This is a genomic window from Methylobacterium indicum, assembly GCF_017347565.1.
In the GTDB taxonomy this organism is placed as follows: domain Bacteria; phylum Pseudomonadota; class Alphaproteobacteria; order Rhizobiales; family Beijerinckiaceae; genus Methylobacterium; species Methylobacterium indicum.
The window spans coordinates 1,558,758-1,581,077 of the sequence record NZ_AP024145.1 but is presented as its reverse complement, the minus strand read 5'-3'; the positions used below and the strand labels follow the sequence as shown (position 1 = coordinate 1,581,077).

Sequence of the window (22,320 nt, the reverse complement as noted above, 5' to 3'; positions counted from 1 at the left end):
TAAGCCGCCTCTACAGCCCCAAGGCCCGCCCCAGAGCCACCACACCCAACCCCGCCAGCACCGCCGCCAGCTCGAACCGGGTCAGCGCCATCACGCCGGCCGCGGTGACGAGGCCGAGCAGCCCCGGCAGGCCGGCGGAGAGGCCGGTGGGCAGCGCGGTCGCCACCACGATCGAGCCCGGCAGGGCGCGCAGCCCCCGCTCGACCCGCGGGGTGAGGCGCACCCGGCTCATCAGCACCACGCCCGACGCCCGGCAGAGATAGGTGACGAGGGCGAGCGCCAGGATGGCGATCCAGGGACCGGCGGGGCCGGCGAGGAGCGCATCGATCATCGCGCCGCCCCGTCGTCGACGAGGAGGCCGGTGACGAGGCCCGCCGCCGCGCCGGCCGCGATGAAGGCGTAGCCCGGCACCAGCCGCTGGACCAGGAGGGCCACCAGCCCCGAGGCGAGCCAGGGCAGGGCCGGCCGCACCCCGCGCCAGAGCGGCGCCAGCATGGCGGCGAAGAACACCGGCAGGATCATGTCGAGGGCATAGGCCCGGGGCTGGGTGACGAGCGCGCCGGCCAGGTGGCCTGCCACCGTCGAGGCGACCCAGAGCGGCCACAGGCCGATGCCGGCCCCGAACAGCACGCCGAGGTCGCGCCCGCCCTCGGCGCGGTGGCGCACGCCGATGAGCCAGCTCGCATCGACGAGCACGAACAGGGTCATCGCCGTGCGCCAGAGCGGCGTGCCGCGCATCCAGGGCTGGATCGTCGCGCCCATCAGGATCATGCGGGCGTTGATGAGCCCGGTCACCGTCATGGCGGCGAGCAGCGCGCTGACCGTCCAGGGCTGGCCCCAGACTTCGAGGGTCACCATCTGAGCCGAGCCGGCATAGACCAGCGCGCTGGCGCCTGCGGCCTCCGCGAGGCTCACGCCGCGCTGGGCGGCGGCCGCCCCGAAGGCGGCGCCGAACACCGCGATGCTGGGCCAGAGCGGCAGGCTGAGCCGGACGCCCCTGAGGATGCCGGCGCGGGTGAACGGCGCGGCGGGGGCGGGGCCGGCGGGGATCGGGGCAGCGGGCCCGTGGGACATGGGAGCAGGAGCCCTGGGAGCGGGAGCCTTGGGAGCGGGAGCCGTGGCGACGCGTCTGCGCGGACGCCCCGTCTGTCGCCCACCGGCCCGGCGGGCGTCAATCCGCGCCGGCGACGACCCCGGGTTGCAGGATCCACATCGGTTTCGGGGACCGGTCTCAGGTCTCGTTGGCGTCGAGGTGGCGGCCCTCGTGGTCGAGATGCAGGTAGTTGGGATTGAACTGCACCGCCCGCTGTAGCGCCTCCAGCCGGGGAAGCGTGAGTTCGCGGCCGCGCAGCGCGATCAGCCCGATGCTGCGCAATTCCTGCAAGGTGCGGTTCACGTGGACCACCGAGAGCCCGATCGTGTCGGCGATCTCGGCCTGGGTCAGGGGCACCTCGCAGGTCGTGCCCCGGGTGAGTCCGACCGCCTGCAAGCGCAGGTAGAGCTCGCAGAACAGGTGGCCGAGGCGCTCGAAGGCGGTGCGCTGGCCGATATTGACCGTCCATTCCCGCTGGATCGCCGCCGCCACCAGGGATTCCCAGGTCAGGGCCTGCGCCAGCCGGGCGTGGTCGGCGGTGAGCTGGCGGACGGTCTCGGGCGGGATCTCCGCCAGGGTGACGGCGGTGAGGCTTCCGATCGAGTGGTCCATCTCGCGCAGGATCGGAACGCCGTGGTCGCACAGGTCGCCGGGCAGCAGGTAGGCGATGATCTGGCGGCGCCCGTCCTCCAGGGTCTTGTAGCGGCAGGCCCAGCCGTCGAGGATCAGGTTCACCCCCGGCGGCAGGTCGCCCTCGCGCACGATGTCGTCCCGTGGGCGGATCTGGCGCATGCGCTGGCGCGACGCCTGATCGAGCGCGTGCCTGTCCTCGGTGGACAGTCTCGAGAAATTCTCGAGCTTGCGGATCAGGAAATCGGCCAAAGCACCCCACCGTAACACCTGATTTTATCATAACATATTTGTGAATTTAAATTTAATAACAAAAGTTAATCGGGGTCCCCGATCGATAAAAAATCAAAAAAATCCGATCGTTGGGCCAATACAAATTGGCCCGCGACGGACATCGTCCGTAACGCGGAGGGGCCACCGGAGCCGCGCTGCCATGCGCGAACGGACGGCGATGCGGGACTTCCGGACCCGGGGCGGAGGATGAAACCAAGTGTTGCGGTGCCACCACATCGGTTTCCGAAGTGGAAGCTCGGCCACAGAGCAGGGATTGTGATCCGGGCGCAGATGGGCAGTTTTGGCGGCGAGGGCTGGTCCTGCAAGGCGAGGCTGCGATGATGTCACGGACGATGCACGATCGTTCCGGCGGGCCGATCCCCGCCATCCTGCCGCCGCCGGCCCTCCGGTCGACGGACGGCGCGGGTCCCCTCGCGGCCGTCCTGGCGCCGGGCCTGCACGCGGCGTTCGACGGCTGCCTCGACGAGGCGCTGCCGGCCGACCTGTCCGCCCTCCTGGGGCGGCTCGACCGCGCCGCGGCCGGGCACCGCGCCCGGACCTCCGATTCCTTCAAGCGTTCGTAAGAGTCCCATGAGCGAAATCGCCGCCGACACCAACCGCATCGTCGCCTTCCCGCAGGCCGTGGCCGCGAGCCCCGTCGACGAGAACACCGCCTCGATGATCGAGGTGCTGCAGGAGCAGCTGCGCCTCGCCCGCGAGGGCAAGCTGCGCTCCGTCGCCGTGGTCTCGGTCTCCTCCGACGGCGGGGCGGTCGGCACGCAATGGTCGTGCACCCACGGCGACATCACCAGCCTGATCGGCAAGCTGACGGTGCTGACCCACGACATGATGGCCGCCCGCAAGTGAGCCATCTACGCAAGTGAGCCATCTACCCAGGTGAGCCAGCCACGCGAGTGAGCGATCGAAGCCGGCGAGCCATCCGGGTGGGTGGGGGCCCGGAGGCGTCCCCGGGCCTACTCGGACGGGCGATACCGTCTCAGCCGCGGCTGAGGCGGTGGGCGTTGGCCCGCACCTTCCGGCGGTAGTCGCGCACGACCCGCTCGGGCGAGCCGCCCGCGGCCAGCGTGATCGCCGCCTCCGCGGCGGCCTCCATCTTCTCGATCACCATCCGCTCCGCCTCGGCCTGGGCCGCGCTGCCGCCGAGCGAGAGCTTGGCCAGCCGCAGGGCGACGACCGTCTGGGCCTCCATGCCGAGGCGGACGGTGTCGAGGCCGAGGCGCAGCCAGGAATCGTACATCGCGAAGCGTCTCCGGGTCAGGACGTGATGAGGGGCGGGATGTGCGGGGAAGCCGTCCGGCGAGCGAACGCGGCAAAGGCCGCGGCGTTCGCCGCCCGGACGGCGCACTAAGCAGACTTGCGTTGGCAGGCCAACGCTTCGCCCGCTTAGGTTCTTGTTTTGCCGCAGATTTTCGGCGCCGAACCGGTCACCACTTCGGCGAAATCTACTTAGGGAATCGCGCCCTGCGGCAGCATCAGCCCGCCGGGCGTCCGGGCCGGGGATTCCGGTGCCGCGGCCTTCTCGCGCCGCGGACGGGGCGCGCGGGGCGCGGGCTTGGGGGCCTCCTTGGCATCCGTCGACGAATCACCCGCCGCTCCCTCCGCCGCAGCCGTCTCTGGCCTGGTCGTCTCGGGCTTGGTCGTCTCGGCCTTGGCCGCCCCGCCCTTCGCCGCGGCCTTCTGGCCCTTCGCGGTGCCGCGGGCCACGGGTGGGGGCTTGGGCACCGCGACCTTCGGGGGATCGCCGCAGGCCTTGAAGGCCAGCTCGGCCAGGACCTGGCCGTCATCCTCCGACAGGATGCGCAGGGTCGGCGGCAAGCCCTCCATCGCCTCGGACCACCGGATCGGAGCGCCGTTCTGCGCCTCCAGGGCCGCCGGGGACGGGCCGCGGCGCAGGCCCGACAGGTCGGGTCCATAGGCGGTGGCGAGCTTGTTGCGGATCACCACCTGCAGGACCTGCAACGACTCCGGCGAGAGCGGGCGCAACGGGTTGTTCCAGGTCATGGTCCCCTGCCGGGTGACCCAGAGGCGAAACCCTTTCCCGCCGGCGAATTCCGGCGCCTGCGGGGCCGGGCAGACCGGGACCGCGTCCTCGGCGGCAGCGCGGCCGGGGCTCGCGGAGAGGCCGGCCGACAGGGCGGCCAGAAGAACGGCCGTCACGGCGGCACGCGTCACCGGGATTCTCCGTCACGCTTGAACGGGTGGGGGTGGGGCCCGCGCTCGTCCGGACCGGACCCGTGGGGTTCCGGCTCGGGCAGGCCGGGCTCGGCCGGATCGTGGTCGATGGTCCTCGGGCCCTGGAGCCGGGGACGGGGTGCCTCCAGCCGCTCGTAGGCGCGCGGTGCCTCCGGCTGATGGGCCGCCTGCTCGAACACCCCGGCGAGGTCTTGGTCGAAATCGCGAAACAGCTCGTCGCCCCGGTCCTCCAGCTCCTGCTCGTGCGGGAGCCGCAGGGGCGGACGGCCGCGGCGCTGCCCGAACGCGAGCATCACTCCGGCGAATACCAGGGCCGCCACGGCAGCCAGAATCACGATCATCTCCATCGTGATGCCAGCCTTAGAGCATTTCCGGCGGCCTGTCCGGTCGCTCGGCGCCGGGCCGGCCTGCGGCGCGCGGGGGCTCCGCCGGGCGGGTCCCGCCCCTTCAGCTCGCCAGGGCCGCCGCGATACCCTGCAGGTAGCCCGCCTCGCGCAGGCCCGCCTCGACGGCTTCGAACAGCGCGCCCTCGGCGGACGCGGTGCCGGCGAGTTCCTGGCCGCGCTCCCCGTGGAGGACCGGCGCCTGCGGGCGCTCGCCGATCGGACCGGCGGGCAGAGCGTATCCGACCAGGGTGGTGGCCGCCGTCAGGGCTGATCCGATCGACATCATGGCGGGTCCTTCCGCGAATCGGCGTCTGCGAGACACCCATGATGGCCGTTCAACCAAACCTTAACCATTGTCCGGGTCGCCGCAGGTGCGACAGGCGCGCAGCAGCCCATTGTCCGGTGACGCAACGTCCGCCGGCACTCGCAACCCGCGGGATCCCGCGGTAGAGCGTGACGGGAATGCGGAACGCTCCTTGCGTCGCCGCCGGCAGGCGCGAGCCCGCGCGCCGCGCGATCCGGACGGCGATCCGGCCACAGGACGAAGCGACCCGATGGACAGGCCCCAACGCTCCGATACCCACGGTCTCGATGCCCGGGAGGCCGACGCACCCCGCAGTGACGCTCGGGGTGCCGACGCGCTCGAAGCCGACCTGCTCGGGCTGGTCGAGGAGGCCCGCCACCAGGCGAGCCAGGATCCGTTCCGCAACCCCGTCCTGACCGTCGCTCTGGCGATCAGCCGCCGCTTCGACCGGGGCGAGATCGGCGAGGACGATCTCGCCGGCCTGTTCGTGCGGTTGCGCGCCGAGGCGCTGGAGGCGCGGGCGGCGCGGCTGCGGGCCTATCTCGGCCTCGGGTCGGAGCCGGATTCTTCCGCCGCGATCGAGGCCGTCGCCGAGGCGGCTCTGGGCGATCCGGAGATGGCGTTCGAGACCGCCCGCACCCGCGTCGAGCGCACGCGCTTCGCCGCCGTGTTCACTGCCCACCCGACCTTCGGGATGCCGAAGGCGGTGGCGAAGCTCCTGGCCGAGGCCGCCTCCGAGCCCGACCCGGCGGCGCGGCACGCCCCGATCGCGGCGGCGGCCGCGCTCTCGGCCCGGGCCGACCCGGTCATCACCCTCAACGACGAGTTCGACCAGGCCCGGCACGCGGTCCAGCACGGCCGGACCGCCCTCGACGGGTTGAACGAGGCGCTGCTGCGGGCCGCCCGCGAGCGCTGGCCCGATCGCTGGAGCGAGCTCGTCCCCAAGCCCGTCGTCATCGCCTCCTGGGTCGGCTGCGACACCGACGGGCGCACCGATATCGGCTGGTGGGACACCCTGCGCTACCGGCTCGAATCGAAGCGCACCCAGTTCGACCGGGTGCTGGCCCAGCTGCCCGACGCTCCCGCCTCGGAGCCCGCCCGGCGCCTCGCCGAGGAGGCGAAGGCCGCCGTGCTGCGCCAGCTCGCGGTGGCGCCGAAGCTCGGCGAGCAGCCGAGCCTCGAGGCGGTGCACCGCTTCGCGCTGGCTCTCATCATCGAACGCGACCGGGCCCAGACCGAGGCCGGCCCGCTCCTCGCCCTCCTCGACCGGGCGGTGGCGCAGGTCTCCGACGACGAGGCGCGGCTGAAGCTCTGCGTCTTGCGGGCCGGCGTCGCCGCGCACGGGCTGCAGAACGGCCTGCCGCATTTCCGGCTCAACGCCAGCCAGGTCCACAACGCGGTGCGCCGCGAGCTCGACCGGGACGGCGACCCGACCGATCCGGCTCAGCGCCGCTCGCACCTCGCCTCGATCAACGCGCTCCTCGACGCGGTCGCGGCGGTGCCGGTCGATTTCGGCGCGCTCGCCGCCGAGCGGGCCTCGGCTGCCCGGCTGATGATGACGATCGCCCAGATCCTCAAGCATGTCGACGGCACCCACCCGGTCCGCTTCCTGATCGCCGAGACCGAGACCGGCTACACCCTGCTCGCCGCGCTCTGGCTCGCCCAGCATTTCGGCATCGGCGACCGGGTCGAGATCACGCCGCTCTTCGAGACGGCCTCGGCGCTGGAACAGGGCGTCCACGTCATCGAGGACGCGCTCCGCTCACCCCATTGGCGCGCCTATCTCAAGCGCACCGGGCGCCTGGTGGTGCAGTTCGGCTACTCGGATTCGGGGCGCTATGTCGGCCAGCTCGCCGCGACCTTCTGGATCGAGCGGCTGCGCTTCCGCATCACCGAGTTGATGGCGGCGCACGACCTCACCGACATCGAACTCGTGATCTTCGACACCCACGGCGAGTCGATCGGCCGGGGCGCCCACCCGACGAGCCTGTCCGATCGCCTCGCCTACCTCGCCCCGGACCATGCGCGGCGGCGCAACCGCGAGGCGGGGATCCGCACCAGCCTCGAATCGAGCTTCCAGGGCAGCGACGGCTACCTGATGTTCGGCACGAAGGCGCTGGCCGAGGCGACGGTGGCGCGCATCGGCGAGCACATCTACAGCCGGCTCCAGCCCGCCCCCGACCCGATCTACGCGGAAGGCGATTTCGCCACCGAGTTCTTCACCGGCGTGCGCCAGGACATGGAGACGCTCGTTAACGATCCGGGCTACGCGGCTTTGCTCGGCACCTTCGGGCCGAACCTGATCGACCGCACCGGCTCGCGCCCGGTGGCGCGGCAATCGGATGCCGGCGGTCCCGTCGCCATCACCCATCCGCGCCAGATGCGGGCGATCCCCAACAACGCGATCCTGCAGCAGCTCGGCTTCCTGGCCAATTCCCTGCACGGGGTCGGGCGGGCGGCAGGGCGCGCGCCCGACCTGTTCGTCGAGATGCGCGAGCGCTCCGAGCGCTTCGCCCGCGCCTTCCGGCTGGTGCAGGAGGCGACCGCCGTCGGCGACCTCGACGTGCTGCGCGCCTATATCGACACCCTCGACCCCTCGGTCTGGCTCGAGCGGGCGCGCCGGGCCACCCGGGACGGGCGGCGGGAAGAGATCGTGGCGGTCGCCGCCGCCCTCGACCGGCTCAACCTCGCCCCGCACCTGCGCCGCCTGTTCGGCCGGCTGACGCAGGACCACCTGATGCTGCACTCCGTGGCGCCCGATCTCCCCGCGATGACGCCGCGGCTCGCGCTCCTGCATGCCCTGCGCCTCGCCCTGATCCACCGGATCTGGTTCCTGGCGGTGCACATCCCGGGCTTCCGGCCGCAGAACGGCATCACCCGCGAGGCCCTGATCGAGCGCATCCTGCGCCTCGACGTCGAGGGCTGCCTCAAGCTCCTCGACGACATCTTCCCGGTCACGCCCGACCCGACGCTCGGCCTCAATTTCGGCGAGCCGGCGGGACCCCGGGGCGTGGGCACCTACGAGGCCGAGCACCGCACCCTGTTCACCCCGATCCGCCGCCTGTTCGGCCTCGTGCGCGAGATCAGCGGCATGATCCAGCACGAGGTGGGGGCGTTCGGCTGATCCTTGCGGTCGTCGCCCGCCGCGTCGGGTGGCGTCGCGGATGCGCGGACCCTCCGCAGAGAGCCGCGCATCCCGCCCGGTCGCCAAGCCCGGCTGGTGCTGCTACAGGGCCGTCCAAGAGAGTTGGATGTTGTGACCAATGACGGGTAACGGAGCCGCGGCCCCCCGGCCGGCGGCGGCGCACGAGGCGCTTCTGGCGCTGTTCGAGGACCGGGGCTACGCGCGGGTCGAGCCGCCGGTCTTGCAGCCGGTCGAGCCCTTCCTGGAGCTGTCCGGCGAGGACATCCGGCGGCGCATCTTCATCACCCAGGATGGGGCCGGGGCGGAACTCTGCCTCAGGCCCGAATACACGATTCCCGTCGGGCGCCACCACCGCGCCGTCGCCGACGGGCAGGCGGCCGATTACAGCTATCTCGGCCCCGTCTTCCGCCTGCGGGCGGCCGAGCCCGACGAGTTCCACCAGGCCGGCATCGAGTCGATCGGCCGGACCGACGTGCCGGCGGCCGATGCCGAGATCCTGGGCCTCGCCCTCGACGGGCTCGACCGCCTCGGGCGCGGCGATGGCCAGGTGCGCCTCGGCGACATGGGGCTCATCACCGCGCTCCTCGACGCCCTGAACGTGCAGCCGGCGGCCAAGCGCCGGACGCTGCGGGCGGTGGCCGCCGGCCGCTCCCTCGACGCGATCGCGGCGCCCGTCGCGGTCGATGCGGCCCATGCCGGCCTGCTCTCGGCCATCCAGGGCCAGGACCCGCAAGGGGTGCGCGCCTTCGTGGAGGACGTGCTCGCCATCGCGGGGATCAGCCGGGTCGGGGGCCGCACCGCCGGCGAGATCGCCGAACGCTTCCTCGCCAAGGCGGCGGCCCATGCCGAGGGCGGCGTCGGCCTGGGCGCCCGCGCCCGCGAGGTGCTGGACGCCTATCTGGCCCTCACCGGCGATCCCGATGCGGCGGCGTCGGCCGCCCGCGACCTCGCCCGCCGGGCCGGTCTCGACGATCCCCGGCTCGAGGCGGCGCTCGCCCTGTTCGAGGAGCGCAACGGCTTCATCGCCGCCCGCGGCCTGCCGCTCGAGCGCTTCGTGTTCACCGGCAGCTTCGCCCGCAACCTCGACTATTATACCGGCTTCATCTTCGAGGTCGGGCAGGACGGCGAGAAGCCCGTGGTCGGCGGCGGGCGCTATGACGGCCTGCTCCAGCATCTCGGCAGCCGGGACGCCCTGCCGGCCGTGGGCTGCTCGTTCTGGCTCGAACGCCTGGGAGGCGAGCGCTGATGAGCGACGCGACGATGGATGGCCCCCTGGTTCTCGCGGTGCCCTCGAAGGGCCGCCTGCAGGAGAACGCCGCCGCCTTCTTCGGCCGCGCCGGCCTGACGCTCGCCCAGACCAGCGGCGCCCGCGACTATCGCGGCCGCCTGAAGGGCGTGGACGGGGTCGAGGTCCGCTTCCTGTCGGCCTCCGAGATCGCCGGCCAGCTCGCCAGCGGCGCGGCCCATCTCGGCATCACCGGCGAGGACCTGATCCGCGAGACCCTGCCGGATGCCGCCGGGCAGGTCGAGCTGCTGACGCCGCTCGGCTTCGGCCAGGCCACCGTGGTGGTGGCGGTGCCGCAGGCCTGGATCGACGTGCGCTCGATGAGCGACCTCGACGAGGTGGCGAGCGATATGCGGGTGCGGCACGGCAAGCGCCTGCGCATCGCCACCAAATACGTCAACCTGACCCGCCGCTTCTTCGCCGATCACGGCGTCGCCGATTACCGCATCGTCGAGAGCCTGGGCGCCACCGAGGGCGCGCCGGCCTCCGGCAGTGCCGAGATCATCGTCGACATCACCACCACCGGCGCCACGCTCGCGGCGAATGCTCTCAAGATCCTCGACGACGGGGTGATCCTGCGCTCGGAGGCGAACCTCGTCGCCTCCCTCGCCGCCTCCTGGAGCGAGACCCCGCGCCGCGCCGTGCAGGCGGTGCTCGGCCGGATCAGCGCCGAGGAGCGGGCCCGCACCACCCGGGAGGTCCGGGCCGGGATGCCGGCCTCGGGCGAGATCGACCTCGCGGGCTTGGCGGCCCTGCACGAGGCCGAACTGCCCTATGGCGCGCCGGAGGGGCGGGGCGAGATCGTGCTGCGCTGCCCGGCGGATGCGGTGTTCGGCCTCGCCGACGCGCTCGTCCAGGCCGGCGCCCAGGCGGTGAGCGTGCGCCGGATCGACTACGCCTTCGCGGCGGAGAACCCGCTGGTTGAGCGGCTGCTCGGGCGGCTGTGACGCCCCGCGCGCGGCGGAAGGTAGATCCTCCCGCCGCCGATCGGCGGCGCTACCGCGTCAGCCGCAGCTTGCCGATGCTCGCCGCGATGGCGTTGAAGGCGCCGATGAGGCTGCCTGCATCGTTGGCCTGGAAGTACTGGCTCGCCGAGCCGGCGCAGTCCTTGAGCAGGCCGACGCCCTGCGCGTCGATCGGATCCGACGAGACGCTGAAGCCGATCGTGTAGATCGTCACGCTGGCCGTCCTGGCATTCGCGCAGCCCTGCCGCGTCAGCTCGTCGAGGGCGTTGCGCGCCTGCGTCCCGCTCGACACGTTCTGGTAGGACGTCGGGAAGTGAAGATCGGGATCGCTGCCATCCCCGTTGATGAAGTACCCGTTCGAGGAGATCAGCGATTTGTTGTAGGAATAGGGGTTATCCGTCCACGTGTTCGCGCCGTCGGTCATCAGCACGATGATCTTGCTGACTGCCTGATTGTTGTAGGCGGCGCCGTCGGCGAAGACACTCTTGGGCGAGATGGTGCGCCAGCCCCACATCAGCCCCTCGTGGATGTTGGTGCTGCCGCCGGCGACCATGTTGTCGATGATGCCCGTAAGAACGCTGCTGTCGCGCGTCAGCCGCTGCAGCGGCTGCGTGCTGCAGCCGAAATTCGGCCCGAGCGCCACCCCGTCGCTGATCGTGCCGCTCCGCGCGTTGCGGGGAGACTGGTACTTGCAGGCGCGGCGCTGCGCCGTGGCGTAGGTGTCGCTGCTCGTCAGCTTGGCGCAGGTTCCGCTGGTCGTCCCGTCGTCGTCGTCGATGTAGCTGTTGAGGCTGTAGCTGCCGAACGAATACGCCAGGTAGCCGGCCTGCGTTCCCGCGCCGCCCTCGTCCGGCGCGATGTAGGGCATGTAGAGCGAGGCGTCGCCGTTCGTCGCCATGTCGCTCACGTTCTGCGGGTAGGGCAGCGACTCGAAGCAGCCGGCCCACGCCCAGCTCGGCACCACGCCCTGCAGCTTCGCGAACAGGTCGAACCGGCTCTTGAACCCGGCGTCGGCGGTCCCCGAGAAGTTCGTCCAGTGATAGGGCGACTTGCCCTTCGTATCGACCCAGGCGGCATTCCGGTACGCGGCGGCATCGACCGCGACCGCTGAGGAGAACGGGACGATCGCGATCTTGGTGTTCGTGGAGAAGCTCTTGTTGTTGAGCACGTAGGTGACGAATTTCCGGGCGGCCGAGCGGAGCGACGAGATCTTCGAGACGCCGTCGTTGCCGGAGCTGTTCATCGAGCCGGTATTGTCGAGGACGAGGGCGATCTCGAAGGTGCGCGGTATCGGCGTGGCGCATTGCGCCCGGGCGACCGGGTTGATGCTCTGCGTGCCGGTGATCCGGCCGAAGAAGAGGGTCGAGAGCTTGCGGGCCGTCAGCGTGATCTGGCGCGGGTTGCTGGTGATCGCGAGCGGCTCGACCACGAGGCCGTCCGCCCCCATCTGCCCGGTCAGGGTCGTGCGGGCGAGGGCGTCGAGATCGGCATTCGTCGTGCTCAGCGGCGTCTGGCACAGGAGGAGCGAGGTCGCGTCGGTCGCGGCCTGCAGCTTGGTCTCCATCCGCATCGCCGCGCCGTAATCGACCGCCGCGCCGCCGAAGATCAGCATCGGCAGCAGGAGGAAGGCGAACAGGATCGTGATGTTGCCCCCGCGATCGCCGGCAAAGCGGCGTGCGGGGTGCCCGGCGCGCCGCCGCGCCGCCGGGTCAGGGCGCGGAGCCATCGCAGGCCTTCGGGTTCGAGCCGGGCAGGATGACCTCCGTGAAGGTGTTCGTGCCATAGGTCTGGCCGCCTCGAACCGGCCAAGGGACGCTGGCGGAGAGCGTGATCTCGCTGCTGACGCCGCTGACGAGCTTGACCAGGGCGCCGCCGATCATCGGAGCGTAGGTGCCCTTCACCTCGACGAGGACGTAGCGCATGCCCTGGGTCTGGTAGCCGGGCGGCACCGCGAGGTCCTTGGCGGGCCCGAGCGCGCGCGCCGTGGTCCCGGACGCCGCGGCCGAGCAGACCTGCGGCCCGTTCTGAAGCTTGGTGGTGTCGACGCCCAGGGCGCTCACGGCGATCTGCACGCCGGAGGCGTCGAACGGGCGCAGCACCCGCGGGGCGACGGCGAGGATGTCGGCCATCGCGCTCGCGCTGAACGGGTTCTGCGCATCGCCCTGCGACACGAGGTCGGCGACCGTCCGGGCGAGCAGCGTGAGCTTGCGCCAGTTGTCGAAGGCGCGGGAGAATTCCGACATGCCGGCGAGCAGGGCCAGCATCAGGGGCAGCAGCAGGGCGAATTCCAGCGTGGCGGTGCCGCGCCGGTCGCGCAGGAAGGTGGGTCTCAGCACGCGCCCGCCCCGGTCACTTGATACGGCTCGGTGCGGAGCACGGCCGTGGAGGTCAGCAAGCTCGCTCCGTTGTCGTCGCCGCTGGTGAATTGCCGGGTGGCCAGCCCGAGCAGGTTGAAGAAGGTCGGGATCGGGACGGCCGCCGTGACGACGATGATGGTGCCGGGCTTGGCGCAGGCGTAGTTGGTGCCGAAGCTGGTGCTCCAGGTGCCGGCGCCGGTATCGAGCGGCTGGACCGGCGTGGCATTCGCGAAGGCGCTCGCCGTCGCCACCTCGATCCGCACCTTGCGGCAGTCGAAGACCGTCACGACGTTGGCCGACGCCGATCCGCAGACCTGCGCCCTGAGATTGGAAAGCAGCGTCGCCGCGTCGGTCTTCCCCGCATTGGCGAGCTGGAACTCGCCGGTCAGGACCGTCCTGACGCCGTTCTGGACCGAGCGATCGAAGTTCTGGGCCGCCCAGATCTGGAACGCGACCTGGATGATCGCCCCGACGAGGCCGAGGAAGGGCAGGGCCACGAGGGCGAACTCGACCGCCGCGCTGCCGCGCTCGTCCGCCGCGAAGTGGCGAAGCCGCCTCCGGGCCGAACCCGTTCGGCCCCCTCCCGAGGGGCGGCCCGCGCAGCGTGGTGTGATCGCGTGTTGCGTCATGCGGACCAATTGCCCGTCGTTGCGAACGCTGCCTGAAGACGAGAGGCGGTCTTCACCGCGGCAGGCCGCGATGTCTGTCTGACTCGACTCGGCGTCAAAATCCTCGTGGGGGTACCATTGGCCGCGATTCTGAATCAAACGATAAACGTGTCGATAATTTGCAATCATTAACAAATCGATCGCGCAATCCAACACCAAACGTTTGTACGAAACACGGCGCTCAAGTTCGATATTATGGCGGATGAATGGTTGAATGGTTCCGGTATGCGATCGTTTATGTTGAGTTCGATGTGGAGACGACGCAACAATATTCAGGATTTGCTCCAATAGGCGCGCGATCCGACAACATTTGATTGCTCTGAATACCTCTTATGGCGTTACGTCATTAAAGACGATGTTTGCGCGCATTTTTGATTGGAGAAAAATTATATGTGGAATGCACGTCTCGCGATGAGATATGAAGATAGGATAACATTCAAATCAAAGTCTAATTTTCATGGAAGATCGCATTGTGGGCCCGCCCTTACTCTCGGGATCGGGCGAGCGGCGGATGACGAAACCTCTGCCCGGCTCGGCCGCCTGTCCACCTGCGCTTCCCGTGCGCCCGGATCCGCATGTCCAGCAAGGCTGGGTCGTGCGCCACTCGCACGCATCCGCGGATCCCTCGTTGCAGCGGCGGCCGACGGGCTTGCGAAGGGCCAGGGGGGATCGGGAATGACCGGTCGCGAGATCGTCGGTGGATGGGACGCGTCCGGCCGTTCATCCCGCGCGGTGCGGATTCGCCCGAACGGTGCCGCCGGGTCATCCCCGACGGCCTACCGACGCGCCGCGGCGGCGGGAGACCCGCCGACCGAAGCGGCCGCGCGCCCGCGGAAGCCTGATTGAGCGCGTCGCGCTTCGACGCGCCGTCGTTGCCGGATCGGCCCGTCGATCCGGTATCGTCGACAAGCGCGGACGGAGACCCCCGCGTGGCGGCCGGGCGGACGATCGTCCCCCCGGCGCGATCCTGCCGGAACGGTCCGGCTCGACCTACTCCGCCGCCTCGACGAACACCGTCCCGGCCCGCGGCAGGTTCAGCGCGTCCCACACCTCCACCAGGGCTTCCGTCAGGGCCGCGATATGCGCCTCGCCGTGGAACGGCGAGGGGGTGATGCGCAGGCGCTCGGTGCCGCGGGGCACGGTGGGATAGTTGATCGGCTGGATGTAGATGCCGTGGCGCTCGAGCAGCCGGTCGGCCGCCGCCTTGCACAGTTCCGCATCGCCGACCATCACCGGGACGATGTGGGTGTCGGTGGCGAGCACCGGCAGGCCGGCATCGAGCAGGGCGGCCTTGGTGCGGGCGGCCTGGCGCTGGTGCGCCTCGCGCTCGCTGCCGGACTGCTTGAGATGGCGGATCGACGCGATGGCGGCCGCCGCGATCGCCGGGGGGAGGGCGGTCGTGAAGATGAAGCCGGCGGCGTGGCTGCGCACCGCGTCGCACAGCGCCGCCGAGCCGGTGATGTAGCCGCCGACGCAGCCGAAGCCCTTGGCGAGCGTGCCCTCGATCACGTCGACCCGGTGCATCACCCGGTCGCGCTCGGCGATGCCGGCGCCGCGGGGGCCGTAGAGTCCGACCGCGTGGACCTCGTCGAGATAGGTCATGGCGCCGTAACGGTCTGCGAGGTCGCAGATCCTGCCGATCGGCGCCACGTCGCCGTCCATCGAGTAGACGCTCTCGAAGGCGATCAGCTTCGGCCGGTCGCCGGCCGCGATCAGCAGCTCTTCGAGGTGGGCGAGATCGTTGTGGCGAAAGATCTGCTTGTCGCAGCCCGATTGCCGCACGCCCTCGATCATCGAGTTGTGGTTGAAGGCGTCCGACAGGATCAGGCAGTTTGGGATCAGCTTGGCGATCGTCGAGATGCCGGCCTGGTTCGAGACGTAGCCGGAGGTGAAGACGAGGCCCGCCTCCTTGCCGTGCAGGTCGGCCAGCTCGCGCTCCAGATCGACGAGCGGCGAGTTGTTGCCGGCGATGTTGCGGGTGCCGCCGGCGCCGACGCCGCAGCGCTGCGCGGTCTCGGTCAGGGCGCTCACCACCGCCGGGTGCTGGCCCATGCCGAGATAGTCGTTCGAGCACCACACGGTGATCTCGCGGGTGGAGGCGTCGGGGCGGCGCCACTGCGCGGCGGGAAAGCGGCCGTTGATGCGCTCGATATCGGCGAAGACGCGGTAGCGGCGCTCGCCGTGCAGGCGCTCCAGGGCGCCGCGGAAGAGGGCCTGGTAATCGGTCGCGCCCTGAGCGGTGTCGGGGCGGGTCTCGTGCCGGGTCTCGGGCATCGTGGTCCTTCGCGGTCTGGCCGGACGGGTGTCCGGGGCGGGACCGGGCGAGGCCCCGGGAAGGGGCCCGTCCGCGCGGCAAGGGACCGGGATCGCCGATCCGCCGCTGGTCGCGCCTTGATCTCGCTCAAATGCGACGGCTTTTGTCTTTTGAAAAAGTCGAGGGCGAGGGGGAGCGTTCTGCCGCCTCCCGCACGGGCACGGAAGCTGGAATTTGGTCATGGCGACGAAGGGTCGCGCGCGATGAGCGGGCGGGAAGACGGCAGGCCGGGCGACGGAACCCGGGAGCAGCGCCTGAAGGCGGCCTTGCGGGACAACCTGAAGCGCCGGAAGGCCCAGGCGCGGGGCCGGGAGGCCGCCGAGGCGGAGCCGGAGGATTCGGCGGCCCCGCCGGGGACGGATCGAACCGCCGGGGATCGGCGTTGACGCGCAAGCGTGGCGGTTTCATCGCTGCGGTGCAATAACCGGGTTTTGGATCAGGGGCGCGCCTCGCGCGCCGGACGCGCCGCAAGAGGCGCGAGGGACGTTGTCACCATGGATCGCATTCACATCGTCGGCGGCAAGCCGCTTCACGGCATCATCCCGATCTCGGGGGCCAAGAACGCGGCCCTGCCGCTGATGATCGCCAGCCTGCTCACCGGCGAGACGCTGGAACTGTCGAACGTGCCCCGGCTCGCCGACGTCGCCTCGCTGCTGCGCATCCTCGGCAACCACGGCGTCGACCACATGGTGGTGGGCAAGCGCCCGGGCCAGACCACCGAGGCCGGCCAGACCATCCGGCTCACCGCCTCGAACGTCATCGACACCACGGCGCCCTACGACCTCGTCTCGACCATGCGGGCGAGCTTCTGGGTGATCGCGCCGCTGCTCGCCCGCTTCGGCGAGGCCCGGGTGTCGCTGCCGGGCGGCTGCGCCATCGGCACGCGCCCGGTCGATCTCCTGCTGATGGCGCTGGAGACGCTCGGCGCCACGATCGAGATCGACGGCGGCTACGCGGTGGCGCGCACCAAGAACGGCTTGCGCGGCGGCGAGATCAAATTCCCGAAGGTCACGGTCGGCGGCACCCACGTCGCCCTGATGGCGGCGGTGCTGGCGCACGGCACGACCGTGATCGAGAACGCCGCCCGCGAGCCGGAGGTGGTCGATCTCGCCGCCTGCCTGACCCGGATGGGCGCGCGGATCGAGGGCGCCGGTACGCCCCGCATCGAGATCGAGGGCGTCTCGCGCCTCTCGGGCGCCCGCCACGCGGTGCTGCCCGACCGGATCGAGACCGGCACCTACGCCATGGCGGTGGCGATGACCGGCGGCGACGTGACGCTCGAGAACACCCGGGCCGACCTCCTGCACAGCGCGCTCGACATCCTGGCCACCACCGGCACCGAGGTCACGCCGCTCGATCACGGCATCCGGGTGCGCCGCAACGGCCACGGCATCGCGGCGGTGGATATCACCACCGATCCGTTCCCGGGCTTCCCGACCGACCTCCAGGCCCAGTTCATGGCCCTGATGACCAAGGCCAAGGGCCAGTCGCGCATCCGCGAGACGATCTTCGAGAACCGCTTCATGCACGTCCAGGAGCTCGCCCGCCTCGGCGCGAAGATCCGGCTCGAGGGCGACGTCGCGGTGGTCGAGGGCGTCGAGCGCCTCAAGGGCGCGCCCGTGATGGCGACCGACCTGCGCGCCTCGGTCTCGCTGGTGATCGCGGGACTGGCCGCCGAGGGCGAGACCCAGATCAACCGGGTCTACCACCTCGATCGCGGCTTCGAGGCGCTGGAGGCCAAGCTCGTGCGCTGCGGCGCCGAGATCCGGCGCGAGCGGGTCTAACGTCCACGTCCGGACGAACGGGCGATTGGACCTAACAACGGATCCGATCGGGCGTCCCGGCGGATGACTCCGCCGGGATCAAGTCTCTATTAGGCTTGAGCGGCGTCAATCGTTGTCCGGGCGGCCGGGGCCCGGCATCGTGCTGCCACTCTCGGTCGATTGCGGGCGGGAGCGGTGCAACCGGAGCGAACCCGTGCCGTCCCTCTCGACCAAGCTGATCCCGCCCGGGATGCTGAACGTCATCAAGCGCTCGCCGGCCCTCTACGCCGCCGGACGCAAGGCCCGCTTCGCGCTCGGCTCGCGTCTTGGCGCCCGGCCGGTCGCCGGCATCGGGCGGGCCCACTACAACGACTTCATGCTGACCTCGACCGCCCCCGACCGGGTGGCGAGCTACGTGACCGGCGCGCGCCAGTTCGTCGACATCCTGGAGACGGCGCTGAAGGAGGCCGGGCGCGACTGGGACTCGGTCGGCCGGGCGCTGGAGATCGGCTGCGGCTACGGCCGCATCGTGCGCGAGCTGTCGCGCCGGCTGCCCGGCAACCGCCTTGCGGTCTGCGACGTGATCGACGAGGGCGCCCGCTTCACGGCGGCGGAGTTCGGCGCGAGCCAGGTGCCGGTGATGGAGCGCGCCGCGGCGAAGCCCGACGCGGCCTACGACCTCATCTACCTGCTCTCGGTCTACACCCATCTGCCGCGGGACTTCGTGGTCTCGAACCTGCGCGATGTCGGCCGCGCCCTGAAGCCCGGCGGCGTCGCGGTGTTCACCATCCACGGCCAGGGCTCGGCCGAGACGGCGGAGCGCTACGAGCAGTACTGGCTCGACAAGCCGGCGGTACTCGCCGCCATGGCGCAGGCCGGCTACTATTACGCCCGATATCCCTACTACACCGACGAGTACGGCCTGACCTGGTTCGCCAGGGACGCCGTCGAGCGCCTGGTGACCGAGGCGGCGCCGGAACTGGAACTCGTCTCGTACCGGCCGATGCAGCTCGACGCGCACCAGGACGTGTTCGTGTATCGCAAGCGCGGATGAGCGGAAGGGGCGGATCGGATCCGCCCCGCCCCTCAGGCCGCCACCTCCGCCGGCTTGGTCCGCTCCGCGGCGAGGCGCGTCACGGCGGCGAAGTCGACCTTGCCGGAGCCGAGCTGGGGCAGCGTGTCGACCGTCACGATCTCGGCCGGCACCGCGAGTTCGCTGAGGCCGCTCGCCCGGGCGCGGGCCTGGAAGGCGGCGCGGGTCGCGTCGGCCTTCTCGGTCACCAGCACCAGGCGCTCGCCCTTGCGGGCATCGGGCAAAGCCGCGACGGCGCTGGCCGCATCGGGATAGAGTTCGGCGGCGACCGCCTCGACGGCGGCGAGCGAGATCATCTCGCCGCCGACCTTGGCGAAGCGCTTGGCCCGGCCCCGGATGGTGACGAAGCCGTCCGCGTCGATCGTCACGATGTCGCCGGTGTCGTGCCAGCCCTCGGGCGGGGCCTCCAGCACCCCGGGCTTCTCGGCCCTGAGGTAGCCCAGCATCACGTTGGGGCCGCGCACGAACAGCCGCCCGCCCTCCGTGACGCCCGGCACCGGCTCCAGACGGGCCTCCATGCCGGGCATGATCCGCCCGACCGTGCCGAAGCGGTTGAACATCGGGGTGTTCAGCGCCAGCACCGGCGCCGTCTCGGTGACGCCGTAGCCCTCCAGGATCCGCAGGCCGAATTTTTCCGCGTAGGTCTTGCGGGTCGCCGGCTTCACCGGCTCGGCCCCGGCCAGGATGTAGCGCAGCGAGCGGAAGTCGTAGGCGTGGGCGACCCGGGCGTAGCCGGCGAGGAAGGTGTCGGTGCCGAACAGGATGGTGGAGTTCGAGCCGTAGACCAGCTCGGGCACGATCCGGTAGTGCAGCGGCGAGGGGTAGAGGTAGACCGGCACGCCCGAGACCAGCGGCAGCACCAGCCCGACGGTGAGCCCGAAGGAGTGGAACACCGGCAGGACGTTGAACACCTTGTCGGTGCGGCCGAAATCGATCCGCGCCTGGGCCTGGGCGGCGTTCGCCAGCATGTTGCGGTGGGAGAGCACCACGCCCTTCGGCGTGCCCTCGCTGCCGGAGGTGAACAGGATCGCGGCCGGGTCCTCGGGCTTGCGGGGGTGGATCGCCTGCCGCCAGCTCAAGAATCCGCGCAGCTTGTCGAGCCGGCCGACCTGGCCCCGCACGTCCTCCAGGTAGACGATTTTCAGGCTCTGGCTCAGCGTCTCCAGGAGCGCATCGAGGCGGCCCTTCTGCACGAAGGCCCGGGAGGTGACGATGGTCTCGACCTCCGCGGCCTTGCAGGCGCTCAAGATGTTCGCCGGGCCGGCCGTGAAGTTGATCATCGCCGGCACCCGGCCGGCCGACATCACGCCAAGCACGGTGACGGCCGCCGCGTTGGCATTCGGCAGCATCACGCCGATGGCGCGACCCTGCGGCGCCAGCGGCCCGAGCTTGGCGCCCAGCACCCGGGCGCCCATCAGCAGGCGGCGATAGGTGAGCGTGCCGGTGACCGGATCCTCGACCGCGACCCGGGCCCCGCCCTCGCGCTCCGCCGCCTCGACCACGGCGTCGAACACCGTGCGGTCGATGGGCGCGGTGCGGAAGATCAGGTCCGACATCACGCCGTAGAGCGCCGCGCCCGCGGCCTGGCGCCGGGCCTTGCCCTTGAGGCCTGCATCGACCTCGAGCCGCACCGGCTCCAGCACCGTCACGGTGAATTTCGGCCACCAGCGCCGGCGCATCTGGGCGCGGGAGAGGCGCGAGAAGGCGGTCTGCTCCGGCCCCTCGATCTTCACCGGCACGACCGGCACGCCGGACTTGTCGGCGATGAGGCCGGCGCCGTCATAGACCTTCATCAGGCTGCCGGTGACGGTGAGCCGGCCTTCGGGGAAGATGATCAGCGTCTCGCCGCCCTTGACGGCGTTGATGAGGGTCCGCGTCGCCATCGGCTTCGTCGGGTCGAGCGGCAGCGCCCGGGTGAGCCACAGGAAGGGCTTCACCCACCATTTCTGCGCGATGGTGTGGTCGATGGCGAAGGTCGGGTCGCGCTCGGTCAGGGACAGGGCGAGGCCCGCATCCAGGAAGCTGACGTGGTTGAGGGCGATGATGGCGTTCGGTCCCGCCTTCTCGATGTTCTCGAGGCCGCGCACCTCGAGCCGGTAGAAGGCCCGGAAGACGATCGACAGGAAATCGCGAAAGCCGCTCGTCGGCAGCACGGCGAGGACCGCGACACCGGCGACGAGGTTGGCGATGCCGACGATCAGGAACTGGCCGGCCGAGGACAGCCCGGCCTTCTGCAGCACCGCGAGGCTGACGGCGCCGAGCACGATGAAGGCGGCGGCGAGCACGTTCGAGGCGGCGATGACGCGGGCGCGGCGCTCCTTCGGGGTCCAGGCCTGGAGCGCGGCGAAGGAGGGCACGATGAACAGGCCGGCGGCGGCGGCCAGCACCACGAAGTCGACCGCGATGCGGATGCCGCGCCAGGAGCCCAGGAAGTCGAGGGCGCCGACGGGGGAGGGGGGCGGGACGCTCGCCGCCGCCACATGCGCGAGGTCGAGGGAGACGAGGCCCATGATCAGCGCCGCGATCGGCGTCGGCAGCATCACGATCCGGCCGGCGCAGAGCCAGGAGGCGAGGCCGGAGCCGAGCGCCACGCCGACCGAGAACAGGGCGAGAAGCGCCGTCACCACGGTCTCGTCGCCGCCGAAGGTGCGCTTCACCAGGGCCGGCAGCAGGGCGAGCACCACGGCGCCGACGAGCCAGAACCAGCTGGTGATGAGCCCGGTGCGCCACAGCCGCGTATCCTCGTAGAGGTCGCGCATCAGGCCGCCCGTCGAGCGCAGCACGTTGCGGTCGACCTCGAGGTTGGGCGCCGCCTCGCCGGTCGTCGGGATGGCGAGGCTGGCAAGCCAGCACAGGCCGGCGAATCCCATCACCAGGAGGCCGAAGGCGTGCGCCCCGCCATGGGTGACCGCGAGCCCGCCCGCGATGGTGCCGGTGAGGATGGCGAGGAAGGTGGCGGCCTCGATGAGCGCGTTGCCGGCCGGCAATTCGGCGCGGGCCAGGTGGTCGGGCAGGATGCCGTACTTGATCGGCCCGAACAGGGCCGCGACGATCCCGAACAGGACGAGGGCCACGAACAGGATCGGCACCGAGGAAAGCCAGAAGCCCAGGACCGCGACGCCCGCCGCCAGGATCTCCGCCGCCTTGAGGCGGCGGGCGACGTAGGCCTTGTCGTAGCGGTCGGCGAGCTGGCCGCCGAGGCCGGACAGGAAGAAGAACGGCGCGATGAAGGCCGCGCCGGCCAGCGTCACCAGGGCTGCCGAGCCGCCATCCGCTCCGCCGCCGACCCCGCCCGCCCCGAACATGATCAGGAACACGAGGGCATTCTTGAGGAAGTTGTCGTTGAAGGCGGAGAAGAACTGGCACCAGAACAGGGGCGCGAAGCGCCGGCTGGCCATCAGCGATCCTGACATCGGGGCGGTCCTCGCTGGGTGTTGCGTCGTGCGTGGAGGCCGGGCGCCGGCCGCGGCGGGAGAGTGCTTAGCCGGTAAACCCTAATCGGCTTTGTTGCCCGGGTCTGCGGCGATCCGATGTCGGGCCGCCGCGCGGAAACCGGCTATTCCTTGCCCATCTCCATCAGCAGGCGCTCGGCCCGGGCATCCTCGATGCGGTTGACGAGGCGCTTGCCCTCGTGGACGTCGCGCACGGTCTTGACCATCGTGATGCAGGACTGGACCAGCATCGTCACGCCCATGGCGAGGTAGGCCTTGGTCCAGAGGTCGAGGGGCAGGAACAGGATGCCGCCCGCCACCATGGTGGCGGCGCCGATGAACGAGGCGTAGGTGAACGCCACCCAGGCGGAGGTGTGCGGTGTGGTCTGCTGGGTCATG

Annotated in this window: 21 protein-coding genes; 8 read left to right on the top strand and 13 right to left on the bottom strand. The window is 71.0% G+C overall.

The annotated features are described in order from the left end of the window. Positions 1-10: 10 nt before the first annotated feature. The 3 genes from miv_RS07330 to miv_RS07320 form a co-directional block, all read right to left on the bottom strand. Positions 11-331, bottom strand: coding sequence for an AzlD family protein (locus miv_RS07330; RefSeq protein ID WP_207182055.1), 321 nt, complete (start codon positions 329-331; stop codon positions 11-13). Next, a complete protein-coding gene (locus tag miv_RS07325) occupies positions 328-1,074 on the bottom strand; it encodes an AzlC family ABC transporter permease (RefSeq protein WP_207182054.1) in 747 nt (248 codons plus the stop codon). The genes miv_RS07330 and miv_RS07325 overlap by 4 nt, the downstream gene beginning before the upstream one ends. A 157-nt stretch (positions 1,075-1,231) precedes the next feature. Beyond that, positions 1,232-1,975 (bottom strand): Crp/Fnr family transcriptional regulator, encoded by a 744-nt coding sequence (locus miv_RS07320; RefSeq protein WP_207182053.1) that lies wholly within the window; start codon positions 1,973-1,975, stop codon positions 1,232-1,234. 374 nt (positions 1,976-2,349) lie between these two features. Here miv_RS07320 and miv_RS07315 point away from each other — a divergent pair, with 374 nt between their 5' ends. Next, positions 2,350-2,580, top strand: coding sequence for a hypothetical protein (locus miv_RS07315; protein ID WP_048428597.1), 231 nt, complete (start codon positions 2,350-2,352; stop codon positions 2,578-2,580). Positions 2,581-2,587: 7 nt separating this feature from the next. Next, the gene (locus tag miv_RS07310; RefSeq protein WP_048428598.1) at positions 2,588-2,863 is read left to right on the top strand and encodes a hypothetical protein; all 276 of its coding nucleotides are present in this window, start codon (positions 2,588-2,590) and stop codon (positions 2,861-2,863) included. Between the two features lie 130 nt (positions 2,864-2,993). Here miv_RS07310 and miv_RS07305 read toward each other — a convergent pair whose 3' ends face one another. The 4 genes from miv_RS07305 to miv_RS07290 form a co-directional block, all read right to left on the bottom strand. Next, positions 2,994-3,254: a hypothetical protein gene (locus tag miv_RS07305; protein ID WP_058618718.1), complete on the bottom strand. Its 261-nt coding sequence runs from the start codon at positions 3,252-3,254 to the stop codon at positions 2,994-2,996. Between the two features lie 209 nt (positions 3,255-3,463). Next, entirely contained in the window at positions 3,464-4,189 is a 726-nt protein-coding gene (locus miv_RS07300; protein WP_207182052.1) for a hypothetical protein, read from the bottom strand. After that, on the bottom strand, positions 4,186-4,545 hold the full coding sequence (locus tag miv_RS07295; RefSeq protein ID WP_131800178.1) for a hypothetical protein: 360 nt from the start codon (positions 4,543-4,545) through the stop codon (positions 4,186-4,188). Before miv_RS07295 ends, miv_RS07300 begins: the two co-directional genes overlap by 4 nt. A gap of 112 nt (positions 4,546-4,657) precedes the next feature. Next, entirely contained in the window at positions 4,658-4,879 is a 222-nt protein-coding gene (locus miv_RS07290) for a hypothetical protein (RefSeq protein ID WP_125901269.1), read from the bottom strand. Positions 4,880-5,150: 271 nt separating this feature from the next. Between miv_RS07290 and miv_RS07285 the strand changes: the two genes are divergently transcribed. The 3 genes from miv_RS07285 (at position 5,151) to hisG (ending at position 10,277) form a co-directional block, all read left to right on the top strand. Further along, positions 5,151-8,024 carry a phosphoenolpyruvate carboxylase gene (locus tag miv_RS07285; protein ID WP_082711572.1) on the top strand — a complete coding sequence of 958 codons (2,874 nt, stop codon included), beginning with the start codon at positions 5,151-5,153 and terminating at the stop codon, positions 8,022-8,024. Positions 8,025-8,163: 139 nt separating this feature from the next. Beyond that, complete coding sequence (locus miv_RS07280) at positions 8,164-9,291, top strand: ATP phosphoribosyltransferase regulatory subunit (RefSeq protein ID WP_048428602.1); 1,128 nt, start codon at positions 8,164-8,166, stop codon at positions 9,289-9,291. Continuing rightward, the gene (gene hisG / locus miv_RS07275; RefSeq protein WP_048428603.1) at positions 9,291-10,277 is read left to right on the top strand and encodes an ATP phosphoribosyltransferase; all 987 of its coding nucleotides are present in this window, start codon (positions 9,291-9,293) and stop codon (positions 10,275-10,277) included. Before miv_RS07280 ends, hisG begins: the two co-directional genes overlap by 1 nt. 49 nt (positions 10,278-10,326) lie before the next feature. Here the strand turns inward: hisG and miv_RS07270 are convergent, their stop codons facing one another. From miv_RS07270 to hemA, 4 genes are all read right to left on the bottom strand, one after another. Beyond that, the gene (locus tag miv_RS07270) at positions 10,327-12,021 is read right to left on the bottom strand and encodes a TadE/TadG family type IV pilus assembly protein (RefSeq protein ID WP_207182051.1); all 1,695 of its coding nucleotides are present in this window, start codon (positions 12,019-12,021) and stop codon (positions 10,327-10,329) included. Then, on the bottom strand, positions 12,005-12,631 hold the full coding sequence (locus miv_RS07265) for a TadE/TadG family type IV pilus assembly protein (RefSeq protein WP_048428604.1): 627 nt from the start codon (positions 12,629-12,631) through the stop codon (positions 12,005-12,007). Before miv_RS07265 ends, miv_RS07270 begins: the two co-directional genes overlap by 17 nt. Further along, complete coding sequence (locus tag miv_RS07260; protein WP_048428605.1) at positions 12,625-13,149, bottom strand: hypothetical protein; 525 nt, start codon at positions 13,147-13,149, stop codon at positions 12,625-12,627. Before miv_RS07260 ends, miv_RS07265 begins: the two co-directional genes overlap by 7 nt. A gap of 1,161 nt (positions 13,150-14,310) precedes the next feature. Further along, the gene (gene hemA / locus miv_RS07255) at positions 14,311-15,594 is read right to left on the bottom strand and encodes a 5-aminolevulinate synthase (protein WP_207182049.1); all 1,284 of its coding nucleotides are present in this window, start codon (positions 15,592-15,594) and stop codon (positions 14,311-14,313) included. 243 nt (positions 15,595-15,837) lie between these two features. On the opposite strand from hemA, the gene miv_RS33215 reads away from it, so the two are divergent. The 3 genes from miv_RS33215 to miv_RS07245 all read left to right on the top strand — a co-directional run bounded on the left by miv_RS33215 (position 15,838) and on the right by miv_RS07245 (position 18,451). Beyond that, positions 15,838-16,020 (top strand): hypothetical protein, encoded by a 183-nt coding sequence (locus miv_RS33215; protein WP_048428607.1) that lies wholly within the window; start codon positions 15,838-15,840, stop codon positions 16,018-16,020. Between the two features lie 108 nt (positions 16,021-16,128). Continuing rightward, positions 16,129-17,418, top strand: a complete 1,290-nt coding sequence (gene murA / locus miv_RS07250) for a UDP-N-acetylglucosamine 1-carboxyvinyltransferase (RefSeq protein ID WP_048428608.1) — start codon at positions 16,129-16,131, stop codon at positions 17,416-17,418. Between the two features lie 193 nt (positions 17,419-17,611). Then, the gene (locus tag miv_RS07245) at positions 17,612-18,451 is read left to right on the top strand and encodes a class I SAM-dependent methyltransferase (protein WP_207182048.1); all 840 of its coding nucleotides are present in this window, start codon (positions 17,612-17,614) and stop codon (positions 18,449-18,451) included. A 32-nt stretch (positions 18,452-18,483) separates the two neighbouring features. Here miv_RS07245 and miv_RS07240 read toward each other — a convergent pair whose 3' ends face one another. Together miv_RS07240 and miv_RS07235 are read right to left on the bottom strand one after the other, a co-directional pair. Beyond that, positions 18,484-21,903, bottom strand: coding sequence for an acyl-[ACP]--phospholipid O-acyltransferase (locus miv_RS07240; protein ID WP_207182047.1), 3,420 nt, complete (start codon positions 21,901-21,903; stop codon positions 18,484-18,486). Between the two features lie 143 nt (positions 21,904-22,046). Then, on the bottom strand, positions 22,047-22,319 hold the full coding sequence (locus tag miv_RS07235; protein ID WP_048428611.1) for a YiaA/YiaB family inner membrane protein: 273 nt from the start codon (positions 22,317-22,319) through the stop codon (positions 22,047-22,049). Between the last annotated feature and the right edge of the window lies 1 nt (position 22,320).